This window comes from Microbacterium commune (genome assembly GCF_014836945.1).
GTDB classification, from domain to species: Bacteria; Actinomycetota; Actinomycetes; order Actinomycetales; family Microbacteriaceae; genus Microbacterium; species Microbacterium commune.
The window spans coordinates 365,138-390,390 of record NZ_JACSPX010000003.1; the positions used below are offsets into that span (position 1 = coordinate 365,138).

Here is a 25,253-nt window from a genome sequence, read left to right on the forward strand (position 1 = left end):
CTCGGGTGAATCGCGGCGCGCGAGTCGAACGCTGTTCGGCCGTCGGGCCGCGGTAGTGCGATAATGACTGAAGACGACGTCGCGCTCACGCGTGATGGAATCGACAAGACTTCGGGGTGATGTGCCCCAGGCGGTCGTGCCAGAGAGCCGACCTCCAGCCGATCGAGTTCGCGGCCGCTGTTTCGCCGCACGAGTTTTCGCGGCGCACGCAGTGCCCGCGCAGGGAGCTAGCCAGAGATGGCCGATGAGAACGATGACACCACCACCCCCAGCCTCGACGAGACGCCGGCGCAGCCGGTAGGCGAGGACACCGCGACCGCCGCGACGGATCAGCCCGCCGCAGGGCAGCCGGATGCCGTGGAGCCGGATGCCGCGACGGATCAGTCCGCCGCAGCGCAGCCGGCCGCAGAGCCTGCGGCCGCTTCGCCCACGACGCCCGAGGAGCCCCAGCCCGTCACCGCGGTGAGCCTGGGGCTGCTGCCCGAGGTGTTCGTGTCGAAGGTGTCGACGCAGCTGCACTTCTACGCTCCCGAGATCGTCCCGCTGCCGGCACACGGTGGACGCGACGACGAGGGCGATGACCGCGACGACCGCGACAGCGCGTTCCGCCGAGGACGTGGCCGTCGACGCGGCGAGGGCGACGAGAGCCGTGACGAGCCGCGTCAGCGCCAGCGCCACGTCGAGTACATCACCGAGCCGAAGGCGATCAAGGGCTCGACGCGCCTCGAGGCCAAGAAGCAGCGTCGCCGCGACGGCCGCGACGCCGGTCGTCGTCGCCCTGTGGTGACCGAGGCCGAGTTCCTCGCCCGCCGCGAGTCCGTCGATCGCATGATGGTCGTGCGCTCGAAGAACGGTCGCACGCAGATCGGCGTGCTCGAAGACGAGGTGCTGGTCGAGCACTACGTGGCCCGCAACCAGGACGCGTCGCTGATCGGGAACGTCTACCTCGGCCGCGTGCAGAACGTGCTGCCCAGCATGGAGGCGGCCTTCGTCGACATCGGCCGCGGACGCAACGCGGTGCTGTACTCCGGTGAGGTCGACTGGGACGGCGTCGAGACCGGCAACCAGCCGCGTCGCATCGAGCTGGCGCTCAAGGCGGGCGACCGCGTGCTGGTGCAGGTCACCAAGGATCCGATCGGACACAAGGGCGCCCGACTCACCAGCCAGATCTCGCTTCCCGGCCGCTACCTCGTGTACGTTCCGGGCGGGTCGATGAACGGCATCTCGCGGAAGCTTCCCGACAACGAGCGCGCTCGTCTCAAGCGCATCCTCAAGGAGGTGCTGCCCGAGTCGTCCGGCGTGATCGTGCGCACGGCGGCCGAGGGCGCCACCGAGGAGCAGCTGACCCGTGACGTGCAGCGGCTCACCGCGCAGTGGGAGCACATCCAGAAGCAGGTGCAGACGCAGCAGGCCCCGGCGCTGCTGCACGCCGAGCCCGACCTGCTGGTCAAGATCGTGCGCGATGTCTTCAACGAGGACTTCACCCGCATGACCATCCAGGGCGACGACGCCCGGCAGACGATCCGCGCGTACCTCGAGAGCGTCGCCCCCGACCTGCTCGAGCGGGTCGAGACGTACACCGACGAGGTCGACCCGTTCGACGCGTACCGCATCACCGAGCAGATCGAGAAGGCTCTCGACCGCAAGGTGTGGCTGCCCTCAGGTGGCTCGCTGGTGATCGACCGGACCGAGGCGATGACGGTCGTCGACGTGAACACCGGCAAGTTCGTCGGCTCCGGCGGAAACCTCGAGGAGACCGTCACCAAGAACAACCTCGAGGCCGCCGAGGAGATCGTGCGCCAGCTGCGCCTGCGCGACATCGGCGGCATCATCGTCGTCGACTTCATCGACATGGTGCTCGAGTCCAATCGCGACCTCGTGCTGCGCCGCCTGGTGGAGTGCCTGAGCCGCGACCGCACGAAGCACCAGGTCGCCGAGGTGACCTCGCTGGGTCTCGTGCAGATGACCCGTAAGAAGCTCGGCCTCGGCCTGCTGGAGACCTTCAGCGAGGCGTGCGACGTCTGCGCGGGGCGCGGCGTGATCGTGCACCACGATCCCGTCGTCAAGCACCGCAGCAGCAACGGCGGCGGGTCGAACGGCGGCGGGCAGAACCGTCGTTCGCGCGGCGGTTCCTCGCAGCAGTCCGCACCGGCAGCCGACAAGCAGCAGTCCGGCAGCGGCGGCACGCACAGCATCACCGAGGTCGCCAAGTCGGCACTCGCCGCGATCGCCGCCTCGACCATCGTCGTGAACGGCGAGGCCGCACCGGATCAGCCCGCAGCAGAGCAGCAGGCGTCGTCCGAGGCCGCTGCGCAGAGCGAGCGTCCGAAGAAGCGCAAGAAGCGCGGAGGCGAACGCAAGGGCGCTCCGAAGACGCAGACCGAGCAGCTGCTCGACTCGGTGCTCGATGCCCTTCCCGAACCGAAGGCGCCCGGTCAGGGCCGCAACCGGCGTCGGGTCACGACCGCCATGCTGACTCCGAACTCGTCCTCGGACGCGTCAGCGCCGGTCTCGGGCGCGAACCCGGAGTCCTGAGCGGATCAGCCGCCTGGTGAGCTCCTTGCCGCCCACGTGCACCGCACCGGCGGAGAGGAGCCTCGGCAGCGCCTCCTCAGGCACGTCGTAGTGGTCGCGGTCGAAGGCGCGGGCAGGGATGCCCTGCTGCGCCGCGAACGCGTGCAGCTCGGCAAGATCCGCATCGCTGACGAGGTGCGCCCACAGCCTGCCGTGCGCGGGCCAGATGGCGTCGTCGACGAGAACGGTCATGTCGAGATCCTAGAGGGGACACGCGATCGGGGCCGCTTTGCGGCATCGGCGCTGATCCGGTAAAGTTGTCCTTTGGTGCGAGACCCCTGGCGGCTTTGCCGATCGCAGGAGAAGTCTTGCGTCCGCATCCGTCGCCCCGGCGATGAACGCAAGCAACAGTCTTCCCGTGAGATTCCCGGAGCGATCCGCTCCCCAACGAAACAGGTATGAAGTGGTTTACGCAGTAGTGCGCGCCGGTGGCCGGCAGGAGAAGGTCGAGGTCGGCACGATCGTTCAGCTCGACCGTGTTCAGGCTGCCCAGGGCGAGAACATCGAGCTTCCCGCCGTGCTTCTCGTCGACGGTGCCTCTGTGACCACCGACGCCGACAAGCTGGCGAAGGTCAAGGTCACGGCTGAGGTCATCGGCAACCTCCGCGGCCCGAAGATCGTCATCCAGAAGTTCAAGAACAAGACCGGCTACAAGAAGCGCCAGGGCCACCGTCAGGAGCTCACGCGCGTCAAGATCACCGGCATCAAGTAAGCACGGAAGAGGCTCAGGACATGGCACACAAGAAGGGCGCGAGCTCGACCCGCAACGGTCGTGACTCCAACGCACAGCGACTCGGCGTGAAGCGCTTCGGCGGTCAGACCGTCAGCGCCGGCGAGATCCTCGTCCGTCAGCGCGGCACCCACTTCCACCCCGGCGCGGGCGTCGGCCGTGGCGGCGACGACACGCTGTTCGCTCTCGAGGCGGGCGCCGTCGAGTTCGGCACCAAGGGCGGCCGCAAGGTCGTCAACATCGTCGCAGCCGCTCAGTAAGAGCAGCAGACTTCCTGGACGGGGCGGGCTTCGGCTCGCCCCGTCCTCGTATCCCCGCCCGTCGACGGGCTCGGGGCCCAGTTCAAGGAGCAGTCACACATGGTCACGTTCGTCGACACCGTCACGCTGCACCTCCGCGCCGGCAGGGGCGGCAACGGCTGCGTCTCGGTGCATCGTGAGAAGTTCAAGCCGCTCGGCGGTCCGGATGGCGGCAAGGGCGGCGACGGAGGCGACATCATCCTCGTCGCCGACCCGCAGGTGACGACGCTGCTGTCGTACCATCATTCACCGCACCGCACCGGTGGCAACGGCGGTTTCGGCATGGGCGATCACCGCTCCGGGTACGACGGCGAGTCGCTCGAGCTTCCGGTGCCCGTCGGCACCGTGGTGAAGAGCGTCGACGGCGACGTGCTGCACGACATGATCGTCCCCGGCGAGAAGTACGTGGTCGCCGAGGGTGGCCGCGGCGGGCTCGGCAACGCGGCACTCGCCTCGCCCAAGCGCAAGGCCCCCGGCTTCGCGCTGCTCGGCACGCCCGGGCAGGAGTGCTCGGTCGTGCTCGAGCTGAAGACCGTCGCCGATGTCGCCCTCGTGGGCTACCCGTCCGCGGGCAAGTCGAGCCTGATCGCCGCACTGTCTGCCGCGCGTCCGAAGATCGCCGACTACCCGTTCACGACACTGCACCCCAACCTCGGAGTGGTGCAGGCCGGTGACAGCAGGTACACCGTCGCCGACGTTCCCGGCCTGATCGAGGGCGCGAGCGAGGGCAAGGGGCTCGGCCTCGAGTTCCTCCGCCACGTCGAGCGCTGCAGCGCCCTGCTGCACGTGCTCGACTGCGCCACCCTCGAGCCGGGTCGCGATCCGCTGTCCGACCTCGACGTCATCCTCGCCGAGCTCGGCGCGTACGAGGTGCCCGAGGGGCAGATCCCTCTGCTGGACCGACCGCAGATCGTGGCCTTGAACAAGGTTGACGTGCCCGAAGCTCGCGAGCTCGCCGAGATGGTGCGCCCCGACATCGAGGCGCGCGGCTTCCGGGTCTTCGAGATCTCGACCGTCGCACGCGAGGGGCTGCGCGCGCTGAGCTTCGCGCTGGCCGAACTCGTCGACCAGCACCGCGCCGAGGTCGCGGTCGAGGTTCCCCGTGAACGCGTCGTCATCCGGCCGAAGGGCGCGAAGGAGGAGTTCTCCATCCGCGTCGAGGGCGGCACCTACGGCAACATCTACCGCGTGCTCGGTGAGAAGCCGGTGCGCTGGGTGCAGCAGACCGACTTCCAGAACGAAGAGGCCGTGGGCTACCTCGGCGACCGTCTCGAGCGTCTCGGCGTCGAGACCGCGCTGTTCAAGGCGGGCGCCGTGGCCGGCGCGACGGTCATGATCGGCACCGGAGAGAACAGCGTCGTCTTCGACTGGGAGCCCTCGATCGCCTCGACGGCGGAGCTGATGGGCTCGCCGCGCGGCACCGACATCCGCATCGGCGGCTCGAACCGCCGCACCACGGCCGAGCGTCGTGAGCAGTACCACGAGATGATGGATGCGCGCGCCGCAGCCCGAGCCGAGCTCGAGGAGAAGCGCCTCGCCTCACGCGAGGACGAGGAATGACCGCGAGCAGCCGCGCCGAGCTGGCGACAGCGAACCGGATCGTCGTCAAGGTCGGATCCTCATCGATCAGCGGCGAGTCGTCGTGGCGCATCCCGATGATCGTGCAGGCGCTGTCATCGGCGCACCGGCGCGGGGCGGAGATCATCCTCGTCTCATCGGGGGCGATCGCCACGGGCATCCCGTTCCTGGCCCTCGACTCGAGGCCCACCGATCTCGCGACCCAGCAGGCTGCCGCCGCAGTGGGGCAGAACGTCCTCGTCTTCCGGTACCAGGAGGCCCTGCGGCCGTTCGGCATCGTGGCCGGTCAGGTGCTGCTGACGACCGGTGACCTCGAGAACCCGACGTCGCGCAGCAACGCGCGACGAGCGATGGACCGGCTGCTGTCGCTGCGCATCCTGCCGATCGTCAACGAGAACGACACGGTCGCCACGCAGGAGATCCGCTTCGGCGACAACGACCGGCTCGCGGCGCTCGTCGCGCAGCTCGTCGGCGCTGATGCGCTCGTGCTGCTCAGCGACGTCGAGTCGCTGTACACGAAGCCGCCGACGGACCCCACGGCGGTGCCGATCGAGGAGATCCCGGCCGACGCCGATCTCAGCGGTCTCGAATTCGGCGCCTCGGTCGTCAACAGCGTGGGCACCGGGGGAGCGGCGACGAAGGTCTCGGCTGCGCGGATGGCCGCGGCATCCGGCATCGGCGTGCTGGTGACCAGCGCCGACCTGGTCGGCAAGGCCCTCGAGGGTGAGCCGATCGGCACGTGGTTCGCCCCCTCCGTCGGTCGCTGACCCGCCGGCGTCATGGCGGCCCTGGCCGCGCCGGCGCGTCGATACACTGACCGGATGAGCACAACTCCCGTCTTCGATGCCCAGGCGGACACCGCGCAGGCTCGCCTCGTGCGCGCCAAGGAGGCCTCACGGTCGATCGCACGGCTGACCAGCGCCGACAAGGCGCGTCTGCTCGAGACGATCGCCGAGGCGATCGAGTCGAGCACTGCTCGGATCGTCGAGGCCAACGCGCTCGACATCGAGCGGGGGCGGGCGGATGCCATCGGCGAGTCGCTCATCGACAGGCTGCGCCTGGATGAGCGGCGTGTGGCCGCGCTGGCATCCGCCGTCCGCGACGTCGCCACCCTGCCCGACCCGATCGGGCAGGTGATCGGCGGGCACCGGATGCCGAACGGCGTCGCCCTCGAGCAGGTGCGGGTTCCGTTCGGGGTCGTCGGAGCGATCTACGAAGCGCGCCCCAACGTGACCGTCGACATCGCCGCCCTCGCCCTGCGCGCGGGCAATGCGGTGGTGCTGCGCGGCGGCAGCGCCGCCCGGGAATCGAACACGGTGCTGGTCGCCGTGATGCGGCAGGCGCTGGCGGATCTCGGGCACGACCCCGAAGCGATCCAGAGCGTCGACGACTTCGGTCGCGACGGCGCGAAGGCGATGATGCACGCGCGCGGTCTGATCGACGTGCTCGTGCCGCGAGGCAGCGCCGCGCTGATCGAGACCGTCGTCACCGAATCCACCGTGCCGGTCATCGAGACCGGGGCCGGGGTGGTGCACATCGTGATCGACGAGTCGGCGCCGATGGACTGGGCGCGCGACATCGTGCTGAACGCGAAGGTGCAGCGCCCGAGCGTGTGCAACGCGGTCGAGACCGTGCTGGTGCACCGCCAGGCCGCTCCCCAGCTCATCCCGGTGATCGCGAGCGCGCTGCTCAGCGAGGGTGTCGCCATCCACGGCGACGACATGGTCGCCGGTCTCGTCGCGGGCACGATCCCGGCCACCGAGGAGGACTGGGCGGCCGAGTACCTCGGTCTGGAGATCGCGATCAAGGTCGTCGACGATCTCGACGAGGCGCTGGCGCACATCCGCCGATACAGCACCGGACACACCGAGTCGATCATCACCACCGACACCCGCAACGCGGAACGGTTCCTCGCCGAAGTGGATTCCGCGGTCGTGATGGTCAACGCCTCCACCCGCTTCACCGACGGCGCCGAGTTCGGGTTCGGCGCCGAGGTCGGGATCTCGACGCAGAAGCTGCACGCGCGCGGCCCGATGGGCCTCGGCGAGCTGACGAGCACGAAGTGGCTCGCGCGCGGGTCCGGCCAGATCCGCGGCTGAGGACTAGAATGGACAGGCGTTTGCTTGCCATGTCAGGAACGGAGTCAGGATGAACCTCATCGCCCAGATCGCGATGGCCGCAGCCGAGACGGAGCACCACGGCAACGTGGCCGCCGAGACCTTCATCTTCGGTGTCATCGCCGCGATCGTCTTCGCCGCGATGGGCCTGGTGACGCTGTCGTTCCGCAACGTCGCGAACCGCCACGCGGCCAAGGCCGAGGCGTACGCCCTGAAGCACGGCAAGGACGGCCACGGCCACTAGGACCGCATGCACGATTCCAGCGCTCGGGCACCGCGCATCGGCGTGATGGGTGGCACGTTCGACCCCATTCACCACGGTCACCTGGTCGCGGCGAGTGAGGTGGCGCACTCCTTCGGCCTCGACGAGGTCGTGTTCGTGCCCACCGGCCAGCCCTGGCAGAAGCAGCACGTCTCGCCGAGCGAGCACCGCTATCTGATGACGGTCATCGCGACGGCCTCGAACCCCGGCTTCACGGTCAGCCGCGTCGACATCGATCGTGACGGGCCGACGTACACCATCGACACGCTGCGCGATCTGAAGGCGCAGCGTCCGAACGCCGAGCTGTTCTTCATCACCGGCGCGGACGCCGTGGCGCAGATTCTCAGCTGGAGAGACCATGATGAACTGTGGGACCTCGCTCACTTCGTCGCCGTCTCCCGTCCGGGGCACGTGCTGAGCACGGACGGACTGCCCACCGACGATGTGAGTCAGCTCGAAGTGCCGGCGCTGTCGATCTCGTCGACGAACTGCCGCGAGCGCATCGCCGACGGCCAGCCCGTCTGGTACCTGGTCCCGGACGGCGTGGTCCAGTACATCGCGAAGCATCATCTGTATCGGAGCAAGGCATGAGCACTGAAGAGGACGGGCACACCCTCACGCGCAAGCAGCTGCGTGAGCTCCGCCTGACCGGCTCGACACCGGTCGTCAGCAGTGAGGACGCAGCCGCCGCGCAGGCGGCGCAGGCTGAGACGCCGAGCGACCGGTCCGCCGAGACGGACTCGGTCGAGTCGCACGCCGCGGAGCGCGCCGCAGCTGAGCCGGGTGCAGCAGTGCAGTCATCTTCGGCCGCCTCGTCGGCGCCGCTGACCCGCCGCGCCGCGCGTGCCAAGGAGCGCGGCCGCACGGATTCCGGCCCCATCGACTCCATCGCACCGCAGTCCGCTGCCGAAGAGCCGGTCGCCGCTCAGCCCGTCGCCGAGCCGGTCGTCGAGCCGGTCGTGGCCGAGCCGGTCGTCGAAGCAACCGTCGTCGAAGAACCGGTGGTCGACGAGACCGTGGTGCAGGAACCGGTCGTGGCCGAGCTGATCGTCGACGTACCCGTCGCCGAGGCGGCCGCTGCGGCGGGATCCGACCGCGACGGAAGCGTCCCGGTCTTCGCGCCGCAGCCGGCGCAGTCGACCACCTCCGACGCCGGCCTGCCGAGCGCGTCACCCGCCCGCGATGTCGAAGAAGACCAGGCGGACGCGGATACGGATGGCGATGCGGATGTCGAGCCCGAGCGCCCGATGGTCGGAGCCGCGTTCGGCATCGGCGTCAAGCGGTCCCCGTCCGGGCCGGGCACGCCCACGGCATTCGACGATCTGATCGATACCGGATCGGGCGGTTCGCACAAGACCGCGAGCACGCTGATCTTCACGCCGTCGCCCGGCGCCGGGTCGCTCTCGGGGCCCGTAGCATCGACCGGCGAGCTGCTGATCACCGGCACCTACGCCCTGCCGGACGGCATGGGCTCGCAGGGTCACGCGCTCGGCACCACCGACGGCAAAGACATCGATGCCGTGCTCATCGACGGCGAGCTCGCGCCGGCGTCGTCGCCGACGCCCATCGCCGCGAGCTCGGCGATCAGCACCTCCAAGCCCGCCGGTGAAGTCATCCGGCCCCCCGTGCCCGACAAGGGCAGCAAGCTCACTCTCACCCTCGCGATCGTCGCCGGGGGTCTCGCGCTCGCGCTGGCCGCGTCGCTGATCATCGCTTTCACCACAGGAGTCCTCGGTTGATGCAATCCCCAGAAACCGCCGCAGAGATGCTGCAGATCGCCGCTCGTGCAGCTGACGCGAAGGGGGGCGAGGACCTCCTTGCCCTGAACGTCTCCGAGCCGCTGCCGCTCGTCGACATCTTCCTGCTCGTGACCGGAAACAGCGAGCGCAACGTCGCCGCCATCGCCGACGAGATCGAGGACCAGCTTCTCGAAGCCGGGCACCGTCGAGTGCGCCGCGAGGGCCGTGCCGAGTCGCGCTGGGTGCTGCTGGACTTCGGCGACCTGGTTGTGCACGTCTTCCACTCCGAGGAGCGGGTGTACTACGGTCTCGAGCGTCTCTGGAAGGACTGCCCGGTCGTTCCCATCGAGCTCCCCGCGCCCGCCGCGGGGGAGTGATCGCGGGCGTCGCCGCCCAGCGTCAGTCGACGCGCTCGTCGCCTGACCAGGCGTCGTCAGCGTCTGCGGCGCCGGATGCCAGGCGGTCGGCGTCGATGCTGTCGATCCCGTCGGGATCGGCGTCCGGATCCAGCTCGACCTCGCCGTCCACCTCGCGGGTCGGAACGGCTTCGTTCTCTTCGAGGTCGGGGTCTTCGGGAAGCATGTTCGGGGTGGGGTTCGACATGATCGCTCCTCTTCGTGACGACGTCGTGCGCGCCGTGTCCGGCGAATCTAGCGCGCCCCGGTCCGGTGTCGGATCCGGTTGACGGCGCACGTCTCAGGGGCTAGGCGAGGCGACACACCCGGCCCGGTGGGGCGATTTGGCACCCGCCCGCCGGTGCGTAGTATGCTGATCAGGTTGCCGAGTCAGGCAGCGAAGATGGGCCTGTGGCGCAGCTGGTAGCGCACCTGCATGGCATGCAGGGGGTCAGGGGTTCGAGTCCCCTCAGGTCCACCGATAAGAAGTCCCGCGAGTGATCGTGGGACTTTCTTCTTGTCCGCGGCGGATCAGCCTAAGCGGGCTGCGCAGGCGCTCGTGCCCTTCGCCGCAGCCTGCGTCCTCCGCCCCGTGCACGACAGGTCGCTGCGGAAAACGGCCATCAGGCTCAACGGATCATCTGGCCATTGACGCGGGACCTCAGGGGTGCCACTGTGTGACAAAGCATCGCCTGGGGGCGGGCTGCCGCCGCATTGGGACACTGGGGAGTGCGCAATGGAGACACCGGAACCGAGCAGTACACCATTCGACCCTGCATCTACCGCGGTGAATATCGCGCTGTCGAATTACTACATGGCCATCATCTTCGTGGTCGCGGCGATCCTCGTGATCGTCGTGGCGCTCGTGTTCGCGCATCTCTACCACCGCCGGGCCCTGAATGTGATCGCGACCGCAGTGAGGAAAGGCCAGACCGTCGCAACGACGTCTGACGAGGTTGCCCGTGGGCTCGGTGATGACGCCCGCATCAAGGGGCCCACGTCGGGTGCCCCGAATGAAGAGCTGTTGTTCGGCCTTGTCGGAGTCGAAAGTGGAAAGACGATCAATTGGGGCGCCGTCGGGGCCACGCCGTCGTCGCAGGGCGGCGATACGTTCACGACAACGTTCACGAAGGCGGGACGCTACACAGTCAAGGCCACGGTGGAAGGTCTGACGGAATCACTGACGAGGGAAGTGATCATCGGCACCGCAACAGGCAACGCGGCCTCGACGCCGGTGACCATCCCGTTCGTGCTGAAGAACTGGGGCAGATTGGTCATCGTGCTGTTCGGCGTGGGTGTGATAGCTGCGCTCATGTCGACTCGGATCATCAGCGCAGAAGCCGGCATCGGAATTCTTGGAGCTCTGCTCGGTGTCGGCGCCACCGCCGTCGCAACCGCAGGAACGTCAGACGGAGGATCGACGGCCCCGCCACGCGCAGCGGGGGATGATGAGCCGACGGAGAAACCTGATGAACAGAGGTGACGCCGCCCTCCTCGGCACCGGGTTCGGCGCCGACGACCCGGTGGAGGCGCTCGGCACATCCTTGACGATGGACTTTCTGCGTTCAGCGGACGGGCGGTGGCGCAGCAGACCTGTCAGACCCGAATGGGTAGAGACGGCACCGTGGTCGGATTCCCGCATCACCGTCGCCGTCGTCGACACCGGCGTCTGCGACGACTATCCTCCCCTCGTGGGCAAGGTTCTGGAACAGGTGGACCTGACCGGCGAGGGAGTTCGCGACGAGCACGGCCACGGAACCGCAGTGGCGGCCATACTCCTTGCGCACAGCTCACCGTTCACCGAAGTGCTCAGTGTCAAGGCCCTCGGCCGGGACAAGACCGCCACGGTCGGCAGGCTGTCTCTGGGCATGCGCAAAGCCGCAGAGATGCTCGGCGAGCGTGGACGGATCATAAACGTCTCGGCGGGGCGTCGCACCCCCGAATGCACCGGCGACTGTCCGCTGTGCACGACGGTCACACAGCTTCAGGACGATGGCTTCATCGTCGTCGCCGCTGCCGGAAATAGTGTCGGAGTCACGTACTGTCCCGCGCGGGTGTCGATCTCCGTCACCACAGCCGGGCCGGATGCCGCGGAGGGGACGGTCACCAGCAGCCTGCCTGACTGGGAGCTGATCACCACATAGCAGCCGGCGTCGTGCACTGAGACAGTAGCCGACCAACGCCCTCGACGGGGGTCAGACGAACACGCTGATCCCGTAGACCACGAACAGCAGCAGGTGCGCGGCGCCGTGCACGGGATTCACCCGCCGTGCGGAGAAGGTCGCCATGGTCAGCAGCAGAGTGAGACCCAGCAGCAGCAGGTTCATCGGGCTCTCGGCGAGCAACACCCTCTCGCCGGTGACGAGGCCGATCGTCAGCACGGCGGGGATGGTGAGACCGGCGGTCGAGACGAGAGCACCGTGACACAGGTTGCTCACCCGCTGCATCTCGCCGACCAGGGCCGCGCGCACGGTGGTGATCGTCTCGGGCAGGAAGACGATCATCGCGATCAGGATGCCCGAGAGCGCCACCGGAGCACCGAGGTGGTCGAGGCCGACATCGAGCAGCCTGGCCATGTCGTGCGAGAGCAGCACGATCGGCAGCACGAGCGCGAGCAGCAGCAGCGTGCGGGCGACGAGCTCGCGCCGGTGCGCGGTCAGCACGGTTCGCACCGAGGCGTGAGAGGGCCCTGCACCCGCATTCAAGCGAGCCCCCGGCTCCTGAAAGTCCGTCTTCTGCGGCCCCATCTGCCTCTGCAGGAAGAACGCGTAGAGCAGCACGACGAGCACGACCATGGCGATCGCCGCGGCTGGGGCGTACGATCCGCTCTCGCCGAGGAACGCGGGGAACGCGAACGCGACCGCCAGCAGCACGATCAGCATCGCGAGATAAGCGGACACTCCGTCGCGGTTCGCGCGCAGACCGCGATGCCGCAGTCCGCCGACGATCAGGGCGACGCCGACGACGAGGTTCATGATGATCATCGACACGGCCATCACCGAGTCGCGCGCGATCGTCTGATGCTCGCCCGGGCCGAGCATGACCGCCGAGATGAGGATCACCTCGATGGCCGCGATCGACAGGGTGAGCACGAGCGTTCCGTACGGGTCGCCGAGCCGGTGCGCGAGGTGTTCGGCTTCGGTGACGACGCCGAAGGCGCACACGATGATGACAGCGACGATCGCGGCCAGGATCAACCAGAGCAGCGGCGACGGCAGCCGATTCCGCAGCACCGGTGCGAAAGCGAGCAGAACACCGAAGGAGCCCCAGCCGAGCAGGAGCCGAAGGACGGCGGTTCGGGTCAGGACTGAGCGCATGAGTGCGGAGCGGGTCACGGTGCGATCCGAATCTGCGGGGCCGTCCCCACCTGCGATCACTCCGTCGGGTCGTCCCGCCGGTCACGTCAGCACCAGGGTAGCAATCCGCCGACGTCGACGTCGAACGCCGGCGCCGACGTCACGACCTCGCACAGCCGACGGTCGGAGTGGCCGAGTACCGTCGACACCATGCGTGCTCGAGCGATCCGTGGTGCCCTCGCCGCTGCCCTGGCCGTGTGCCTGCTGGCCGCGTGCACTCCCGCCGCGCCCGCAACATCGAGCCCCGCGAGCCCCGATGCTCCCACCGTCGTGCCGTCGCCCGAACCCCGCCCGTCGAGGGATCCGGCCGTCGACGCGGTCGCGGCGATGAGCATCACCGAGCAAGCCGCCAGCGTCGTGATGGGGCACATCTCCGGCACCGACCCCGCCGCCCTGCGCGCATACATGCAGTCGGCGCCGCAGGGCGCGCCTCTGGGTGGATTCATCCTGATGGGCGGGAACATCGGTGCTGACGCATCCCAGGTCAGAGCGCTGAGCGATGCGCTCACCCTCGATCCCGCGCTGCCACCGCTCATCGCGATCGATCAGGAGGGCGGCGTCGTGCGGCGCCTGCCGTGGGACACGCTGCCGGGCGGGCGGGGCCTGCACGGACTCGATGCGGCACACACCGAGCAGGTGTTCGCCCAGCGTGCCGCCCTCATCGCCGAGACGGGTGCCAACGTGAACTTCGGGATCGTCGCCGACGTGCCGGCCGACGCCTCGTCCTTCATCGCTTCTCGTGCGCTGGGCCCCGACCCCGACGCCGCGTCGACACGGGTGACGGCCGCCGTCGGCGGCGAGGAGGGCGTGGTGCTCTCGACGCTGAAGCACTTTCCGGGTCACGGTGCAGCGCCCGGCGACTCCCACCACAGCATCCCCGCGACCGCGATGACCCTGCAGCAATGGCAGTCGGGCGAGTCGCGCCCGTTCGTCGCGGGCATCGACGCCGGCGCGGAGCTGCTCATGTTCGGGCACCTGGCGTACACGGCCGTTGATACGGCCCCCGCGTCGCTGTCGGCCCGCTGGCACGAGATCGCGAGGGATGAGCTGGGCTTCGACGGGGTGATGATCACCGACGACCTGGGCATGCTCAGCGGATCGGGCATCGCCGAGTACCAGGATCCCGTGGCGAACGCCGTGACGGCACTGCAGGCGGGCAACGACATGGTGCTCATGGTCGCCGGGTCGACGGCGCAGACCGCGCCCCAGATGGTCTCCGGGATCGTGGGCGCCGTCGACGACGGGAGACTCAGCCCCGACCGCCTGCGGGACGCCGCCGAGCACGTCATGCGACTGCGGATGCAGCTGGCAGACGACCGCTAGTCGCGACGGGGGCAGACGACCGCCGAGCGCGACCCGCAGACGACGGCTCATCGCGGCCGTCTGAGGGCCGCTGATCGCGACCGAGCCACGCCGTCAGCAGAGCCTCGCGCAGCAGGTTGCCGCGCTCGGCGAACACACGCTGCCGGCGCACGTACTCGGCCTTGCCCTCGGCCGTCTCGATCCGCACGGGCCGGACGCCCCACGCTGACAGGTCGTAGGGCGCGGCCTCCATGTCGAGGCGGCGGATGTCGGAGGCGAGCTCGAAGGCATCCAGCAGCAGCTCGCCGGGAACGAGCGGGCCGAGCTTGACCGCCCACTTGTACACGTCCATCCCCGCGTGCAGACAGCCGGGCTGCTCGAGATCGGGCTGACTCTCCCGGGTCAACGGCACACGGTTGCGCGGCACGGCATCGTCGGTGAAGAAGCGGAACGCGTCGAAGTGCGTGCAGCGCAGCTCGGCGGCCTCGACGACGGCGTCCGTCCCGGCGCCGCCGAGGCGCAGCGGCACGGCGTGCCGGTGCTCGTCCGTGCGGTAGACCATCGCCCACTCGTGCAGCCCGAAGCATCCGAACTGGCCGGGGCGGGCGGCGGTGAGCCGCAGCATCCGCTCCACGAGAGACGCCAGCTGAGGCTTCTCGCCGCGGAACGCCTCCGCATCCGGAGCGTGTCCGCCTGGCTCGACGCCGGGGGAGTACCAGCGCCATTCGGCGCGCTCCCCGGCATCCTGAAGCGTCACACCGGCACCCGGATGCCACCGCCGCAGCTGCGCGGGCTTGTACGAGTAGTAGGTGAACAGGAAGTCCTCGACGGGATGCTTCTCGCCGCGCTGCTGCCGCGCGCGATGCGCCGCGGTCAGGGCGTCGGCCCGCTCGGCGTGCGTCTGCGCACGGGCCGCCCACTCGGTGCGCGTGAGCGAGCTGCTCATTCCGCCAGGATGCCGACCTCGGTGAGCCGCTCGCGCAGCCCCGCGCCGTCCTCAGCGCTCACCCACGGCACGCTGCCTTCGGCGTGCTCGCCCGAGGCACGCCCGCCGGCGAGCACAGCCTCGGCCGGCAGCAGGCGACGGATCGCGACAGCCGCGACGGAGGAGGGGTGCTCTTCGAGGAACTGCGAGTAGATGGCCTCGTCGTGCTGGCCGTCGTCGCCGATCAGCAGCCAGCGCACGTTCGGGAACTCCTCCGCCAGCCGGCGCAGGTTGCCCGTCTTGTGCGCCTGGCCGCTGCGGAACCAGCGGTCGTGCGTGGGCCCCCAGTCGGTGAGCAGCATCGCTCCGGCGGGGAAGAGGTGACGGCTGAGGAAGCGGGTGAGCGTGGGAGCGACGTTCCACGCGCCCGTGGACAGGTAGATCATCGGCGAGCCGGGGTTGTCCCGTCGCAGCTGCTCGAGCAGCACCGCCATCCCGGGCACGGGAGTGCGGGCGTGCTCGTCGACGACGAACGAGTTCCACGCGGCGATGAACGGCCGTGGCAGCGCGGTGACCATCACGGTGTCGTCGACATCGGAGACCACGCCGAAGTCGACGCTCTCATCGACGATGAACGCGGTGGCGTCGACCGGTTCCTCTCCCTCGACCGACATCGAGAAGGTCTGCCAGCCCGGCGGCAGCTCCGCCTCGATGACGGAGTCGATAACCCCGCCGCGGTCGGCGACGACCGTGTGCGTGCGCCCGCCGATCTCGACGACGACGGAGGCGAAGCTGACCGGGATGCTGACGAACGAACGCCACCCGCGCACGCCGCCCTCCCCGCGAGCGTTCTTCCGCGGCGTCGGGACGATCAGCGCCCGACCGACGACGCGCACCCAGCCGGTGCTGCCGTAGCCGGGGAACGGGACGACGGTCGCCGAACGTCCTCGTCGGCGAGCGCGGCGCTCGCGCCAGACGTGGAGGCGGTGTTCGAGGCGGGCGAACCAGTGGATCTTGGCCGGTGACGCAGGAGTCATCGGCTCCAGTCTTTCACGCTTCGCACGCGACGGTCACTGTCCGCTCTGCTGCCCGCCCTCATCGGTGTCGCTGATCCGGAGCATGTGGCGCTCCTCGCGGCGGGCGAGCAGCTTCTTGCCGACGAGCAGCACCAGGAGCAGCACGACGATCACGCCGACGAACACGTACCCGGCGTAGTGCACCCTCTCCGACAGCTCGGGGTAGCTGCCCGCCGCGGTCGCTGCGACACCCACGTACAGCGCGGCCCACAGCACACAGGCGGGCAGCGTCCAGGCGATGAACCGGCGATATGCGTATCCGCTCATGCCGACCGTCAGCGGAACGAGGGAGTGCAGCACGGGCAGGAACCGGGAGAGGAAGATCGCCACCCCACCACGTCGACGCAGGTACCGCTCCGATCGCCGCCACTGCTCCTCGCCGATCCGGCGCCCCAGCCACGACGCGCGGATGTACGGACCCGCCCACGTGCCGAGCCAGAATCCGATCGACTCGCCGATCAGCGCGCCGATCACCACGGTCACGCCCAGGGCGATGCCCTCCACCCAGCCGTCGACGCCGATCGCCGCGACGAGTACGACCGTGTCGCCCGGCACGACCAGGCCGATCAGGATGCTCGTCTCGAGCATGATCGCCAGACCGGCCAGCACCGTCCGCAGCACAGGATCGACGGCCTGAACGGCCTCGATGACCCAGAGCACGATGTCGTTCACCCCACGAGCGTAAAGCCTGCGGCGGAGCCATACGCTGTGAAGGTGCCCGCACCGCTTCCCCTCACCGCACACGTCGTGGCGCGGCCGGTGGACGCGCACCGTTCCGACGTCGGCTCTCTCTTCGCGCACCTGTTCGACGATGCCGGGGCGGCGTTCTGGCTGGATGCCGGAACCGACCCGCGCGAGGGGTGGAGCATCATCGGCACCGGCCCCGTGGAGGACGACCCCGAGGCGGTGCGCCGCGTCGACCTGAGCGGTGCGGCGGAGGCATCCGGGATCCCGTTCCTCGGCGGCTGGGTGGGGTGGCTGCCCTACGAGCACGGCGCGGCGGCGAACGGCGCCCCGATCGCCGACAGCCCCGCGGCGCCCACGTGGATAGCCGTCACCCGCGCCGTCGCCCTCGACCACGCCACCGGTGCGGTGCACGCCCTCGCGCCGGAGACCGACATCGAGGCGTGGTCGGCCGAGGTGCACGACGCGCTCGCCGCGATGCCGATCGAGCCGCCCCCGCTGGCGGCACCGACGCGCGCCGCCGCGGCGCGGCACGGGGTGGCCGAGTACAGCGCCCTCGTCGAGGAGTGCCGCGCGGCGATCCGGCGCGGCGATGCGTACCAGCTGTGCCTCACCACCCGGTTCACCGCCGCCCGTCCCGACGATCCCTTCGCCGTGTACCTGCGGCTGCGCGCGGCGACGCCTGCGCATCACGGCGGCTACCTGCGGGTGGGGGAGCAGCACGTGCTCAGCGCCAGTCCCGAGCAGTTCCTCGCCACGGGAGCCGGGCGCGTGTCGACGAGTCCGATCAAGGGCACCCGACCGCGCGGTGTCACACCGGCCGACGACGTGCGGCTCGCCGAAGAGCTGCGGACGGATGCCAAGGAGCGCGCCGAGAACGTCATGATCGTCGACCTCATGCGCAACGACCTCTCGCATGTGGGTGTTCCTGGCTCGGTCCAGGTCGAGCGCCTGTGGCACGTCGAGACCTACCCGGCGGTGCATCAGCTGGTGAGCACCGTCAGCGCACGGCTGCGCTGGGGAACGACGTTCGGGGATCTCTGTGACGCCGCTTTCCCGGCGGGCAGCATGACCGGTGCGCCGAAGCTGTCGGCGATGACGATCCTGCACCGCCTCGAGAAGGGGCCCCGCGGCATCTACTCCGGCTGCTTCGGTCACGTCGGCCTCGACGGCAGAGTCGACCTCGCCATGGTCATCCGCACGATCGTGATCGACGCGGATTCGGCATCCGTCGGCGCCGGTGGGGGGATCACCTGGCTCTCCCGACCGGACGCCGAGGTCGCGGAGGTCGCGACGAAGGCACGCGCTCCACTCGCCGCGCTCGGCGCCGCGCTGCCGCAGCCCTGGCGCGACCTGCTGCCGGTTTCCTGACCGCATGCCGCTCGCGATACCCTGGAAGGGCCCGATTTCCGGGCCGTTCCGCATCGTCAGATTGGCCGTTCCTTGACCGAGCACGCGTCCCACGCCGAGTCCCCTGAAGTGATGTCCGCGCACGACATCCAGCTCAAGTGGCAGGAGTACTGGGCCGAGAACGAGACGTTCGTGGCCGGCGGCGACGGCGACGAGCGGCCCCGCAAGTACATCCTCGGCATGTTCCCGTACCCGTCGGGCGACCTGCACATGGGTCACGCCATCAACTACCTGTATCCCGACATCGTCGCGCGGTACTGGCGGCACCGCGGGCACAACGTGCTCAACCCGATCGGCTGGGACTCGTTCGGGCTGCCCGCCGAGAACGCGGCGATCAAGCGCGGCGCCGACCCGCGGGAGTGGACCTACAAGAACATCGACCAGCACAAGGCCGGGTTCCGCGGCTACGGCATGTCGTACGACTGGTCGCGCGTGCTGCACACCTCCGACCCCGAGTACTACCGCTGGAACCAGTGGCTGTTCCTGAAGCTGTACGAGCGCGGGCTGGCGTATCGCAAGAAGAGCGCCGTGAACTGGTGCCCGAACGACCAGACCGTGCTCGCCAACGAGCAGGTCGTCGACGGCCGCTGCGAGCGGTGCGGTGCCGAGGTCGTGAAGAAGAAGCTCACGCAGTGGTACTTCAAGATCACCGAGTACGCCGACCGTCTGCTCGACGACCTCGACACTCTCGAGGGGCACTGGCCGCACAAGGTGCTGCAGATGCAGCGCAACTGGATCGGCCGATCCACCGGTGCCGACGTCGACTTCGTGATCGAGGGTCGCGACGAGCCGGTCACCGTGTTCACGACGCGGCCCGACACGCTGCACGGGGCGACGTTCTTCGTGGTCGCCCCCGACTCCGACCTGGCGGCGGAACTGGCATCCGGGTCGTCGTCGGAGGTGCGGATGCGCTTCCAGGACTACCTCGAGACGGTGCAGAAGCAGACCGAGATCGAGCGGCAGTCGACCGACCGTCCGAAGACCGGCGTGTTCCTCGAGCGCTATGCGATCAACCCGGTGAACGGCGAGCGGATGCCGGTGTGGGCCGCCGACTACGTGCTGGCCGACTACGGCCACGGCGCGGTGATGGCCGTGCCCGCGCACGATCAGCGTGACCTGGACTTCGCTCGCGCGTTCGACCTGCCGGTCAGGGTCGTCGTCGACACGACCGTCACCGGCGGTGCGAACGAGGGAGACGACCTCGCCGAGCTCGATCCCGCCGTGACCGGCACCGCGCTGATCGGCAACGGGCGCCTGGTCAACTCCGGCGACCTCGACGGCGTCGACAAGGCCGAGGCCATCGCCCGCACCATCGCCACGCTCGGCAAGGCGGGCACCGGCCGCGCGGCGAAGAACTACCGCCTGCGCGACTGGCTGATCTCGCGCCAGCGCTTCTGGGGCACGCCGATCCCGATGCTTCACCTCGACGACGGCAGCGTCGTGCCCGTGCCCGAAGACCGTCTGCCCGTGCAGCTGCCGAGCGTCGACGGCCTCGACCTGCGCCCGAAGGGCTCGTCGCCGCTGGGCGCGGCCGAGTCGTGGGTGCGCACCGTCGATCCCGCATCGGGTGAGCCCGCGCTGCGCGACGCCGACACCATGGACACCTTCGTCGACAGCTCGTGGTACTTCCTGCGCTTCCTGTCGCCGAACAGCTCCGAATTCGCGTTCGACCCCGCCGAGGCCAAGCGCTGGGCACCGGTCGACGGGTACTTCGGCGGTGTCGAGCACGCGATCCTGCACTTGCTGTACGCCCGGTTCATCACGAAGGTGCTCTTCGATCTCGGCCTGATCGACTTCGAGGAGCCGTTCTCGAACCTGGTGAACCAGGGCATGGTCATCATGGACGGCGCGAAGATGTCGAAGAGCAAGGGCAACCTCGTCGAGCTGTCCGACCTGCTCGGGCAGTACGGTGCCGACGCTCTGCGCCTGGGCCTCGCCTTCGCCGGTCCGGTGGAGGACGACAAGGAGTGGAACGGCGTGTCGCTGTCGGGCGCGCAGAAGTTCCTCTCTCGCGCGCTGCGCGTCGCCGACGAGGTGGCGAGCGAGCCGGGAACGGCACCGGATGCCGGTGACGCGGCCCTGCGCCGCATCACGCACCGTCTGCTTGCCGATGCGCCGGCGCTCGTCGAGCAGACGAAGTTCAACGTCGTCGTCGCGCGTCTGATGGAGCTGGTGAACGGCATCCGCAAGACGATCGACACCGGCGCCGGAGCCGCCGACCCCGCCGTGCGCGAGGCCGCCGAGACCGTCGCGATGATCCTCGAGCTCATCTCGCCGCACACGGGTGAGGAGATGTGGGCCCGCCTCGGTCACGAGCCGTCGGTCAGCGCCGTGCAGTGGCCGGATGCCGACCCCGCCCTGCTCGTGGAGGACACCGTCACCACCGCCGTGCAGGTGAACGGCAAGGTGCGCGCGACCCTCGAGGTCGCCGCCGACATCTCCGACACCGATCTGGAAGCCGCCGCCCGCGCCGACGAGAAGGTGCAGCGCGCCCTGGAGGGCAAGGAGATCGTGCGCGTGATCGTGCGTGCGCCGAAGATCGTCAACTTCGCCGTCAAGGGCTGATCGACTCTTCACGGCGGCTGTGCACAGCTCGCCGTCTCGTGCGAGTTGTGCACAGTCGCCGGGATCCGTCTGCAGTCGTCCGTGCCGCGCGCCCTAGCGTGACAGGGTGTCAGCCGACGAGTCCGCAGAGCCGGATGCCCGTGCGCGCCCGCGTCTGAGGCTCGGCGTCGGCGCCGCGGTGACGCTGGGGCTCGTGGTGCTGTCGGCCGCGGTCGGCTGGGGGATCCTGCGCGGCCAGGCTGCCCCCACCGAGAGCATCGCGCTGGACGGCGCAGCGTCGGCGTCGGCGGCCACCGGTGACGACACGCGTGGCGGCTCTGCCGTCGCGCCGCCCGAGGGGCTGTACGTGCATGTGCTCGGCGAGGTCGCCGCCCCCGGCCTGTACATCGTCGATCCGCACGCGCGGCTGGTCGACGCTCTGGCGGCTGCCGGCGGCACGCTCGAATCCGCCGACCTGCAGGCCGTGAACCTCGCGCGTCCGCTGAGCGACGGCGAGCAGATCGTCGTGCCGAAGATGGGCGCGGAGCAGCCGCCCGGCGCCTCGGCGGGCGACGGGGGCGCGGGGACCGGCGTCGGTGCCGGGGCGGCGGACGGGATCGTGAACCTCAACACCGCCGACCAGACGGCGCTCGAGACGCTGCCGCGCATCGGTCCGGCCCTCGCGCAGCGGATCATCGACTGGCGCGACGAGAACGGGCGCTTCCGGTCGGTCGACGACCTGCTTGCCGTGCCGGGGATCGGCGAGAAGCTGCTCGCCGGCATGCGCGAGAAGGTGCGGGTGTGACCGACCTGCGCACGAGCGTGGTGGCGGTCGTGCTCTGGGGCGCGGCACTGCTGCTCATCCACGTGCCTCGCCTGGCCGGGCCCACCATCCCGATCGCGCTGATCGGAGCGGTGCTGCTGGTGATCCTCCGTCGTCGTCGAGCGGGTCTCGTCGTGCTCGTGCTGCTGTGCGGTGCGGGTCTCGCCGCGACCGTCGCGGCCGCACAGCCGGCCCGCGACGCCCTCACGGCGCAGGACGGGCACGTCGTCGAGGCGCTCGTCGAGGTGAGCTCATCCGCATCCCTCGGCAGCGATGGGCGTCTCTGGTTCGACGCGCAGACCATCGCGATCGGTCCGCCCGGGCACCCGCAGCGCGTCGCCGGCCCGATCCGGGTCGGCGTCGCACCGATCGACGGAGCGGATCTCGGTGCGGTGCTGCGCGTCACGGGTCAGGGCAAGCGCACGGATGCCGGTGAGCGCGCCGCTCTGGTTCTCTTCGGCACCCGCGCCGAGGTGACGGCGCCGGCCTCGGGGGCCTTCGCGGTCGCCGCGACCACGCGCGCCGAGTTCATCCAGCGCGCGAGCGGACTTCCCGAACCGGGCGCAGGGCTGCTCCCTGGTCTCGCGGTGGGCGACACGAGGGCGGTGTCGGAAGAGGTGAGCGCGGCGATGCTGGCATCCGGACTCAGCCACCTCACGGCCGTCAGCGGGGCGAACTGCGCGATCGTGGTCGCGGTGGTGTTCTGGCTCGTCTCGCTGCTCGGCGGCGGTCGCGCGCTGCGCGTGGCGCTCTCGCTTCTCGCCCTGGGTGCCTTCGTCGTGCTGGTCACCCCCGAGCCCAGCGTGGTCCGCGCCTCGGTGATGGCCGCGCTCGCGATGCTCACTCTGCTGATCGGGCGGCCGAGCGCGGGGCTGGCCATGCTGTCGCTGGCGGTCTGCGGACTGCTGATCGCCGACCCGTGGCTGGCCGCGACACCGGGGTTCGCGCTGTCGGCTGCGGCGACCGCCGCGCTGCTGGTGCTGTCCCGTCCGCTGCTGCGCGGGCTCGGGCGCTGGATGCCCGTGCCGCTCGCCCTCGCCCTGTCGGTGCCCCTCGCGGCCCAGCTGGTGTGCGGACCGATCGTCGCCCTGTTCTCGGAGACGCAGTCGGTGGTGGGTGTCGTCGCGAACCTCCTCGCCGCCCCCGCCGCCCCCATCGCGACGGTGATCGGGCTGCTCGCCTGTCTCACCTCCCCGGTGCCGCCGCTGGCCGATCTGCTCGCGGCGGCTGCCTGGCTGCCCGCCGCCTGGATCCAGACCACCGCGACGGTGTCGGCGTCGCTGCCCGGTGCGACGGCTGCGGTGCCGGCCGGTCCGCTCGCGGCCACCGTGGTCGCCGTGATCAGCGCGGCTGCGACGCTCGTGCTCGTGCGCCCGCGCTCACGGCGGCTGCGTCTTGTCGCGGCCGCCGTAGTGGTCATCGCGTCGGCCGCCTCGGTCGCAGGGATGCTGCTGCGCGGGCCGCTCGCATCGATGACCACTCCGCGTGCATGGACGATCGCCGCGTGCGATATCGGGCAGGGCGATGCGGTGCTCATCCGCTCGGGGTCGCAGACCGCGCTCGTGGACACGGGTGCGGATCCGGATGCCCTCACCGGATGCCTGGCACAGACCGGCACCGACCGCATCGATCTGCTCGTGCTCTCGCACTTCGACCTCGACCACGTGGGAGCGGCGACTTCGCTGGCCGGCCGCGTCGACACGGTGCTGCACGGGCCCGTCGCCGAGCCTGCGGACCAGCGGATCCTGGATGAGCTCGCCGCAGGCGGCGCCGCTCTGCGGGGCGGAGCGGTGGGCACGCACGGGTTGCTCGGATCGGCCGAGTGGCGCGTCGTCTGGCCGCCGCCTGACTCGGCGGCGTTCCCCAGCGGCAACGACGCGAGCATCGTCGTCGACATCGCCGGCGGGGGAGTGCCCCGGATGCTGATGCTCGGCGACCTCTCCGCCGCTCCTCAGCGTCAGCTGCTGGCGAGCGGTCGGGTCGGCGGCGAGTACGCGGTGGTCAAGGTCGCGCATCACGGCAGCCGCGACCAGGAGCCCGCACTGTACGCGCAGATCGCGGCACCCGCAGCGCTGATCAGCGTGGGGGAGGACAACGACTACGGGCATCCGCGCAAGGAGACGCTGATCATGCTCGAGGCGGCCGGCTCGCGTGCCCTGCGCACCGATCGGCGCGGCCTCGTGCTGCTCGGCGAGCAGGGTGGGCGACTCGTGGTGTGGACGGAGCGCCAGGAGTGACAGCACCAGGAGCGACAGCACCAGGAAGCAGGGTCGGCACCCGCCGGTAGGCTGAGAGCATGGCAGCTCCTCGTTCTTCGGCACGCAGCACGGCCGCGAAGGGCACCAAGATCCCGCAGGTGTCGTGGCGCGAGCCGCGCCCGGCGCCGATCGTCCTCGTCTCCGGGCCCGAGGAGGTGCTCGCCGAGCGCGCGATCGCCGGGGTGCGCGACTACCTGCGCGCCGAGGACCCGGCGCTCGAGGTCAGCGACATCCGCGCCGACGACTACGCCGAGGGCACGCTGCTCACCCTTACCTCGCCGTCGCTGTTCGGCGAGCCGCGACTGGTGCGCGTCGCCGGCGTCGAGAAGTGCACCGACGCCTTCCTGCAGGAGGCCGTGCGCTACCTCGAGGCCCCTCAAGAGGGGGCTACCGTCATCCTGCGGCACACCGGCGCGACGGTGCGCGGCAAGAAGCTTCTCGACGCTGTCCGCGCAGGCACCGGCGGCGGCATCGAGATCCCGTGCACAGCGGTCAAGCGCGACTCCGATCGCGTCGACTTCGCCGCCGGCGAGTTCAAGGCCGTGAAGAAGCGGATCCAGCCCACCGCGCTGCGCGCTCTCGTCTCGGCCTTCGCCGACGACCTCACCGAGCTCGCTGCCGCCTGTCAGCAGCTGATCGGCGACGTGGAGGGCGACATCACCGATGACGTCATCACGAAGTACTACGGCGGTCGCGTCGAGGTGTCGGCGTTCGTCGTCGCCGACACGGCCATCGCCGGTCGCTACGGCGAGGCCCTCGTCGCGCTGCGTCACGCCCTGGCATCCGGAGCCGACCCCGTGCCGATGGTCGCGGCGTTCGCCATGAAGCTGCGCACCATGGCGCGCGTCGCCGGCCGTCGAGAGCCCAGCCGTCAGCTCGCGCAGCAGCTCGGCATGAAGGACTGGCAGGTCGACCGCGCCAGAAAAGACCTCGCGGGGTGGAACGAGCGCTCGCTCGGCATGGCGATCCAGGCGACCGCGCGGGCGGACGCGGAGGTCAAGGGCGCCGCGCGCGACCCGATCTTCGCGCTCGAGCGCATGGTGACGGTGGTCGCCACCCGCGACGCGTTCGCGTCGACCCGCTGACGCGGCTCCCGAGCGAGCGCAGCGAATCGAAGGGCGCTCAGGACAGGCGCTTCCCGACACAGCAGAAGGCCCGCCCCGCGAACGGGACGGGCCTTC

General features: G+C 70.0%; 24 protein-coding genes and 1 tRNA gene. 19 read left to right on the forward strand and 6 right to left on the reverse strand.

The features are described from left to right. Positions 1 to 237: 237 nt before the first annotated feature. Positions 238 to 2,535, forward strand: a complete 2,298-nt coding sequence (locus H9633_RS11910; RefSeq protein ID WP_191713303.1) for an Rne/Rng family ribonuclease — start codon at positions 238 to 240, stop codon at positions 2,533 to 2,535. On the opposite strand, the gene H9633_RS11915 is transcribed toward H9633_RS11910, so the two are convergent. Beyond that, the gene (locus H9633_RS11915) at positions 2,500 to 2,766 is read right to left on the reverse strand and encodes a DUF4031 domain-containing protein (protein WP_191713304.1); all 267 of its coding nucleotides are present in this window, start codon (positions 2,764 to 2,766) and stop codon (positions 2,500 to 2,502) included. The two genes, H9633_RS11910 and H9633_RS11915, sit on opposite strands and share 36 nt — an antisense overlap. A gap of 211 nt (positions 2,767 to 2,977) precedes the next feature. Here H9633_RS11915 and rplU point away from each other — a divergent pair, with 211 nt between their 5' ends. From rplU to rsfS, 9 genes are all read left to right on the forward strand, one after another. Then, complete coding sequence (rplU, locus tag H9633_RS11920; RefSeq protein ID WP_071643172.1) at positions 2,978 to 3,286, forward strand: 50S ribosomal protein L21; 309 nt, start codon at positions 2,978 to 2,980, stop codon at positions 3,284 to 3,286. Between the two features lie 20 nt (positions 3,287 to 3,306). Then, positions 3,307 to 3,564 carry a 50S ribosomal protein L27 gene (gene rpmA / locus H9633_RS11925; RefSeq protein WP_071643174.1) on the forward strand — a complete coding sequence of 86 codons (258 nt, stop codon included), beginning with the start codon at positions 3,307 to 3,309 and terminating at the stop codon, positions 3,562 to 3,564. A 99-nt stretch (positions 3,565 to 3,663) separates the two neighbouring features. Further along, entirely contained in the window at positions 3,664 to 5,163 is a 1,500-nt protein-coding gene (gene obgE, locus H9633_RS11930; RefSeq protein WP_191713305.1) for a GTPase ObgE, read from the forward strand. After that, positions 5,160 to 5,948, forward strand: coding sequence for a glutamate 5-kinase (proB, locus tag H9633_RS11935; protein ID WP_191713306.1), 789 nt, complete (start codon positions 5,160 to 5,162; stop codon positions 5,946 to 5,948). Before obgE ends, proB begins: the two co-directional genes overlap by 4 nt. Before the next feature lie 54 nt (positions 5,949 to 6,002). After that, a complete protein-coding gene (locus tag H9633_RS11940; protein ID WP_191713307.1) occupies positions 6,003 to 7,280 on the forward strand; it encodes a glutamate-5-semialdehyde dehydrogenase in 1,278 nt (425 codons plus the stop codon). Positions 7,281 to 7,329: 49 nt separating this feature from the next. Continuing rightward, the gene (locus tag H9633_RS11945; RefSeq protein WP_191713308.1) at positions 7,330 to 7,542 is read left to right on the forward strand and encodes a hypothetical protein; all 213 of its coding nucleotides are present in this window, start codon (positions 7,330 to 7,332) and stop codon (positions 7,540 to 7,542) included. Between the two features lie 6 nt (positions 7,543 to 7,548). Continuing rightward, positions 7,549 to 8,151, forward strand: a complete 603-nt coding sequence (gene nadD / locus H9633_RS11950) for a nicotinate-nucleotide adenylyltransferase (protein ID WP_071644947.1) — start codon at positions 7,549 to 7,551, stop codon at positions 8,149 to 8,151. Continuing rightward, positions 8,148 to 9,299 carry a hypothetical protein gene (locus H9633_RS11955; RefSeq protein WP_225211425.1) on the forward strand — a complete coding sequence of 384 codons (1,152 nt, stop codon included), beginning with the start codon at positions 8,148 to 8,150 and terminating at the stop codon, positions 9,297 to 9,299. The genes nadD and H9633_RS11955 overlap by 4 nt, the downstream gene beginning before the upstream one ends. After that, on the forward strand, positions 9,299 to 9,676 hold the full coding sequence (rsfS, locus tag H9633_RS11960; RefSeq protein ID WP_071644945.1) for a ribosome silencing factor: 378 nt from the start codon (positions 9,299 to 9,301) through the stop codon (positions 9,674 to 9,676). Before H9633_RS11955 ends, rsfS begins: the two co-directional genes overlap by 1 nt. 22 nt (positions 9,677 to 9,698) lie before the next feature. Here the strand turns inward: rsfS and H9633_RS11965 are convergent, their stop codons facing one another. After that, complete coding sequence (locus H9633_RS11965; RefSeq protein WP_071644944.1) at positions 9,699 to 9,902, reverse strand: hypothetical protein; 204 nt, start codon at positions 9,900 to 9,902, stop codon at positions 9,699 to 9,701. A gap of 197 nt (positions 9,903 to 10,099) precedes the next feature. On the opposite strand from H9633_RS11965, the gene H9633_RS11970 reads away from it, so the two are divergent. From H9633_RS11970 to H9633_RS11980, 3 genes are all read left to right on the forward strand, one after another. Then, positions 10,100 to 10,172 (forward strand) — tRNA-Ala (locus H9633_RS11970). A gap of 336 nt (positions 10,173 to 10,508) precedes the next feature. Beyond that, entirely contained in the window at positions 10,509 to 11,177 is a 669-nt protein-coding gene (locus H9633_RS11975; protein ID WP_071643009.1) for a hypothetical protein, read from the forward strand. After that, positions 11,140 to 11,838, forward strand: coding sequence for a S8 family serine peptidase (locus tag H9633_RS11980; RefSeq protein WP_191713309.1), 699 nt, complete (start codon positions 11,140 to 11,142; stop codon positions 11,836 to 11,838). Before H9633_RS11975 ends, H9633_RS11980 begins: the two co-directional genes overlap by 38 nt. Before the next feature lie 51 nt (positions 11,839 to 11,889). Here H9633_RS11980 and H9633_RS11985 read toward each other — a convergent pair whose 3' ends face one another. Continuing rightward, entirely contained in the window at positions 11,890 to 13,029 is a 1,140-nt protein-coding gene (locus tag H9633_RS11985) for a calcium:proton antiporter (protein WP_404802971.1), read from the reverse strand. Between the two features lie 171 nt (positions 13,030 to 13,200). Between H9633_RS11985 and H9633_RS11990 the strand changes: the two genes are divergently transcribed. Continuing rightward, a complete protein-coding gene (locus H9633_RS11990) occupies positions 13,201 to 14,373 on the forward strand; it encodes a glycoside hydrolase family 3 N-terminal domain-containing protein (protein ID WP_225211426.1) in 1,173 nt (390 codons plus the stop codon). On the opposite strand, the gene H9633_RS11995 is transcribed toward H9633_RS11990, so the two are convergent. Genes H9633_RS11995 through H9633_RS12005 form a run of 3 tightly spaced genes read right to left on the reverse strand, consistent with a single transcriptional unit; the run spans position 14,336 to position 17,025 of the window. Next, positions 14,336 to 15,298 carry a 3-methyladenine DNA glycosylase gene (locus H9633_RS11995; RefSeq protein WP_225211427.1) on the reverse strand — a complete coding sequence of 321 codons (963 nt, stop codon included), beginning with the start codon at positions 15,296 to 15,298 and terminating at the stop codon, positions 14,336 to 14,338. The genes H9633_RS11990 and H9633_RS11995 overlap by 38 nt on opposite strands. Further along, complete coding sequence (locus H9633_RS12000; RefSeq protein WP_071643003.1) at positions 15,295 to 16,314, reverse strand: App1 family protein; 1,020 nt, start codon at positions 16,312 to 16,314, stop codon at positions 15,295 to 15,297. The genes H9633_RS11995 and H9633_RS12000 overlap by 4 nt, the downstream gene beginning before the upstream one ends. A gap of 33 nt (positions 16,315 to 16,347) precedes the next feature. Next, entirely contained in the window at positions 16,348 to 17,025 is a 678-nt protein-coding gene (locus H9633_RS12005; protein WP_071642999.1) for a DedA family protein, read from the reverse strand. A 75-nt stretch (positions 17,026 to 17,100) separates the two neighbouring features. Between H9633_RS12005 and pabB the strand changes: the two genes are divergently transcribed. From pabB to holA, 5 genes are all read left to right on the forward strand, one after another. Continuing rightward, positions 17,101 to 18,408, forward strand: a complete 1,308-nt coding sequence (gene pabB / locus H9633_RS12010; protein ID WP_191713433.1) for an aminodeoxychorismate synthase component I — start codon at positions 17,101 to 17,103, stop codon at positions 18,406 to 18,408. A gap of 111 nt (positions 18,409 to 18,519) precedes the next feature. Continuing rightward, positions 18,520 to 21,012 carry a leucine--tRNA ligase gene (gene leuS / locus H9633_RS12015; protein ID WP_191713310.1) on the forward strand — a complete coding sequence of 831 codons (2,493 nt, stop codon included), beginning with the start codon at positions 18,520 to 18,522 and terminating at the stop codon, positions 21,010 to 21,012. 106 nt (positions 21,013 to 21,118) lie between these two features. Beyond that, complete coding sequence (locus H9633_RS12020; protein WP_191713311.1) at positions 21,119 to 21,796, forward strand: helix-hairpin-helix domain-containing protein; 678 nt, start codon at positions 21,119 to 21,121, stop codon at positions 21,794 to 21,796. Continuing rightward, a complete protein-coding gene (locus H9633_RS12025; protein ID WP_318247275.1) occupies positions 21,793 to 24,051 on the forward strand; it encodes a ComEC/Rec2 family competence protein in 2,259 nt (752 codons plus the stop codon). The genes H9633_RS12020 and H9633_RS12025 overlap by 4 nt, the downstream gene beginning before the upstream one ends. Positions 24,052 to 24,110: 59 nt before the next feature. Beyond that, complete coding sequence (gene holA / locus H9633_RS12030; RefSeq protein WP_191713312.1) at positions 24,111 to 25,157, forward strand: DNA polymerase III subunit delta; 1,047 nt, start codon at positions 24,111 to 24,113, stop codon at positions 25,155 to 25,157. The last annotated feature ends 96 nt before the right edge of the window (positions 25,158 to 25,253 follow it).

Bases quoted from the DNA above. Each gene is read 5' to 3' on its own strand.
- nadD (WP_071644947.1), top strand. From the start codon at position 7,549: ATGCACGATTCCAGCGCTCGGGCACCGCGCATCGGCGTGATGGGTGGC.
- H9633_RS12000 (WP_071643003.1), bottom strand. From the start codon at position 16,314: ATGACTCCTGCGTCACCGGCCAAGATCCACTGGTTCGCCCGCCTCGAA.
- H9633_RS11955 (WP_225211425.1), top strand. From the start codon at position 8,148: ATGAGCACTGAAGAGGACGGGCACACCCTCACGCGCAAGCAGCTGCGT.
- H9633_RS11940 (WP_191713307.1), top strand. From the start codon at position 6,003: ATGAGCACAACTCCCGTCTTCGATGCCCAGGCGGACACCGCGCAGGCT.
- holA (WP_191713312.1), top strand. From the start codon at position 24,111: ATGGCAGCTCCTCGTTCTTCGGCACGCAGCACGGCCGCGAAGGGCACC.
- H9633_RS11965 (WP_071644944.1), bottom strand. From the start codon at position 9,902: ATGTCGAACCCCACCCCGAACATGCTTCCCGAAGACCCCGACCTCGAA.
- H9633_RS11990 (WP_225211426.1), top strand. From the start codon at position 13,201: ATGCGTGCTCGAGCGATCCGTGGTGCCCTCGCCGCTGCCCTGGCCGTG.
- H9633_RS11945 (WP_191713308.1), top strand. From the start codon at position 7,330: ATGAACCTCATCGCCCAGATCGCGATGGCCGCAGCCGAGACGGAGCAC.
- proB (WP_191713306.1), top strand. From the start codon at position 5,160: ATGACCGCGAGCAGCCGCGCCGAGCTGGCGACAGCGAACCGGATCGTC.
- obgE (WP_191713305.1), top strand. From the start codon at position 3,664: ATGGTCACGTTCGTCGACACCGTCACGCTGCACCTCCGCGCCGGCAGG.
- H9633_RS11980 (WP_191713309.1), top strand. From the start codon at position 11,140: ATGATGAGCCGACGGAGAAACCTGATGAACAGAGGTGACGCCGCCCTC.
- leuS (WP_191713310.1), top strand. From the start codon at position 18,520: ATGTCCGCGCACGACATCCAGCTCAAGTGGCAGGAGTACTGGGCCGAG.
- H9633_RS11915 (WP_191713304.1), bottom strand. From the start codon at position 2,766: ATGACCGTTCTCGTCGACGACGCCATCTGGCCCGCGCACGGCAGGCTG.
- H9633_RS11995 (WP_225211427.1), bottom strand. From the start codon at position 15,298: ATGAGCAGCTCGCTCACGCGCACCGAGTGGGCGGCCCGTGCGCAGACG.
- H9633_RS11975 (WP_071643009.1), top strand. From the start codon at position 10,509: ATGGCCATCATCTTCGTGGTCGCGGCGATCCTCGTGATCGTCGTGGCG.
- rsfS (WP_071644945.1), top strand. From the start codon at position 9,299: ATGCAATCCCCAGAAACCGCCGCAGAGATGCTGCAGATCGCCGCTCGT.
- H9633_RS11910 (WP_191713303.1), top strand. From the start codon at position 238: ATGGCCGATGAGAACGATGACACCACCACCCCCAGCCTCGACGAGACG.
- rpmA (WP_071643174.1), top strand. From the start codon at position 3,307: ATGGCACACAAGAAGGGCGCGAGCTCGACCCGCAACGGTCGTGACTCC.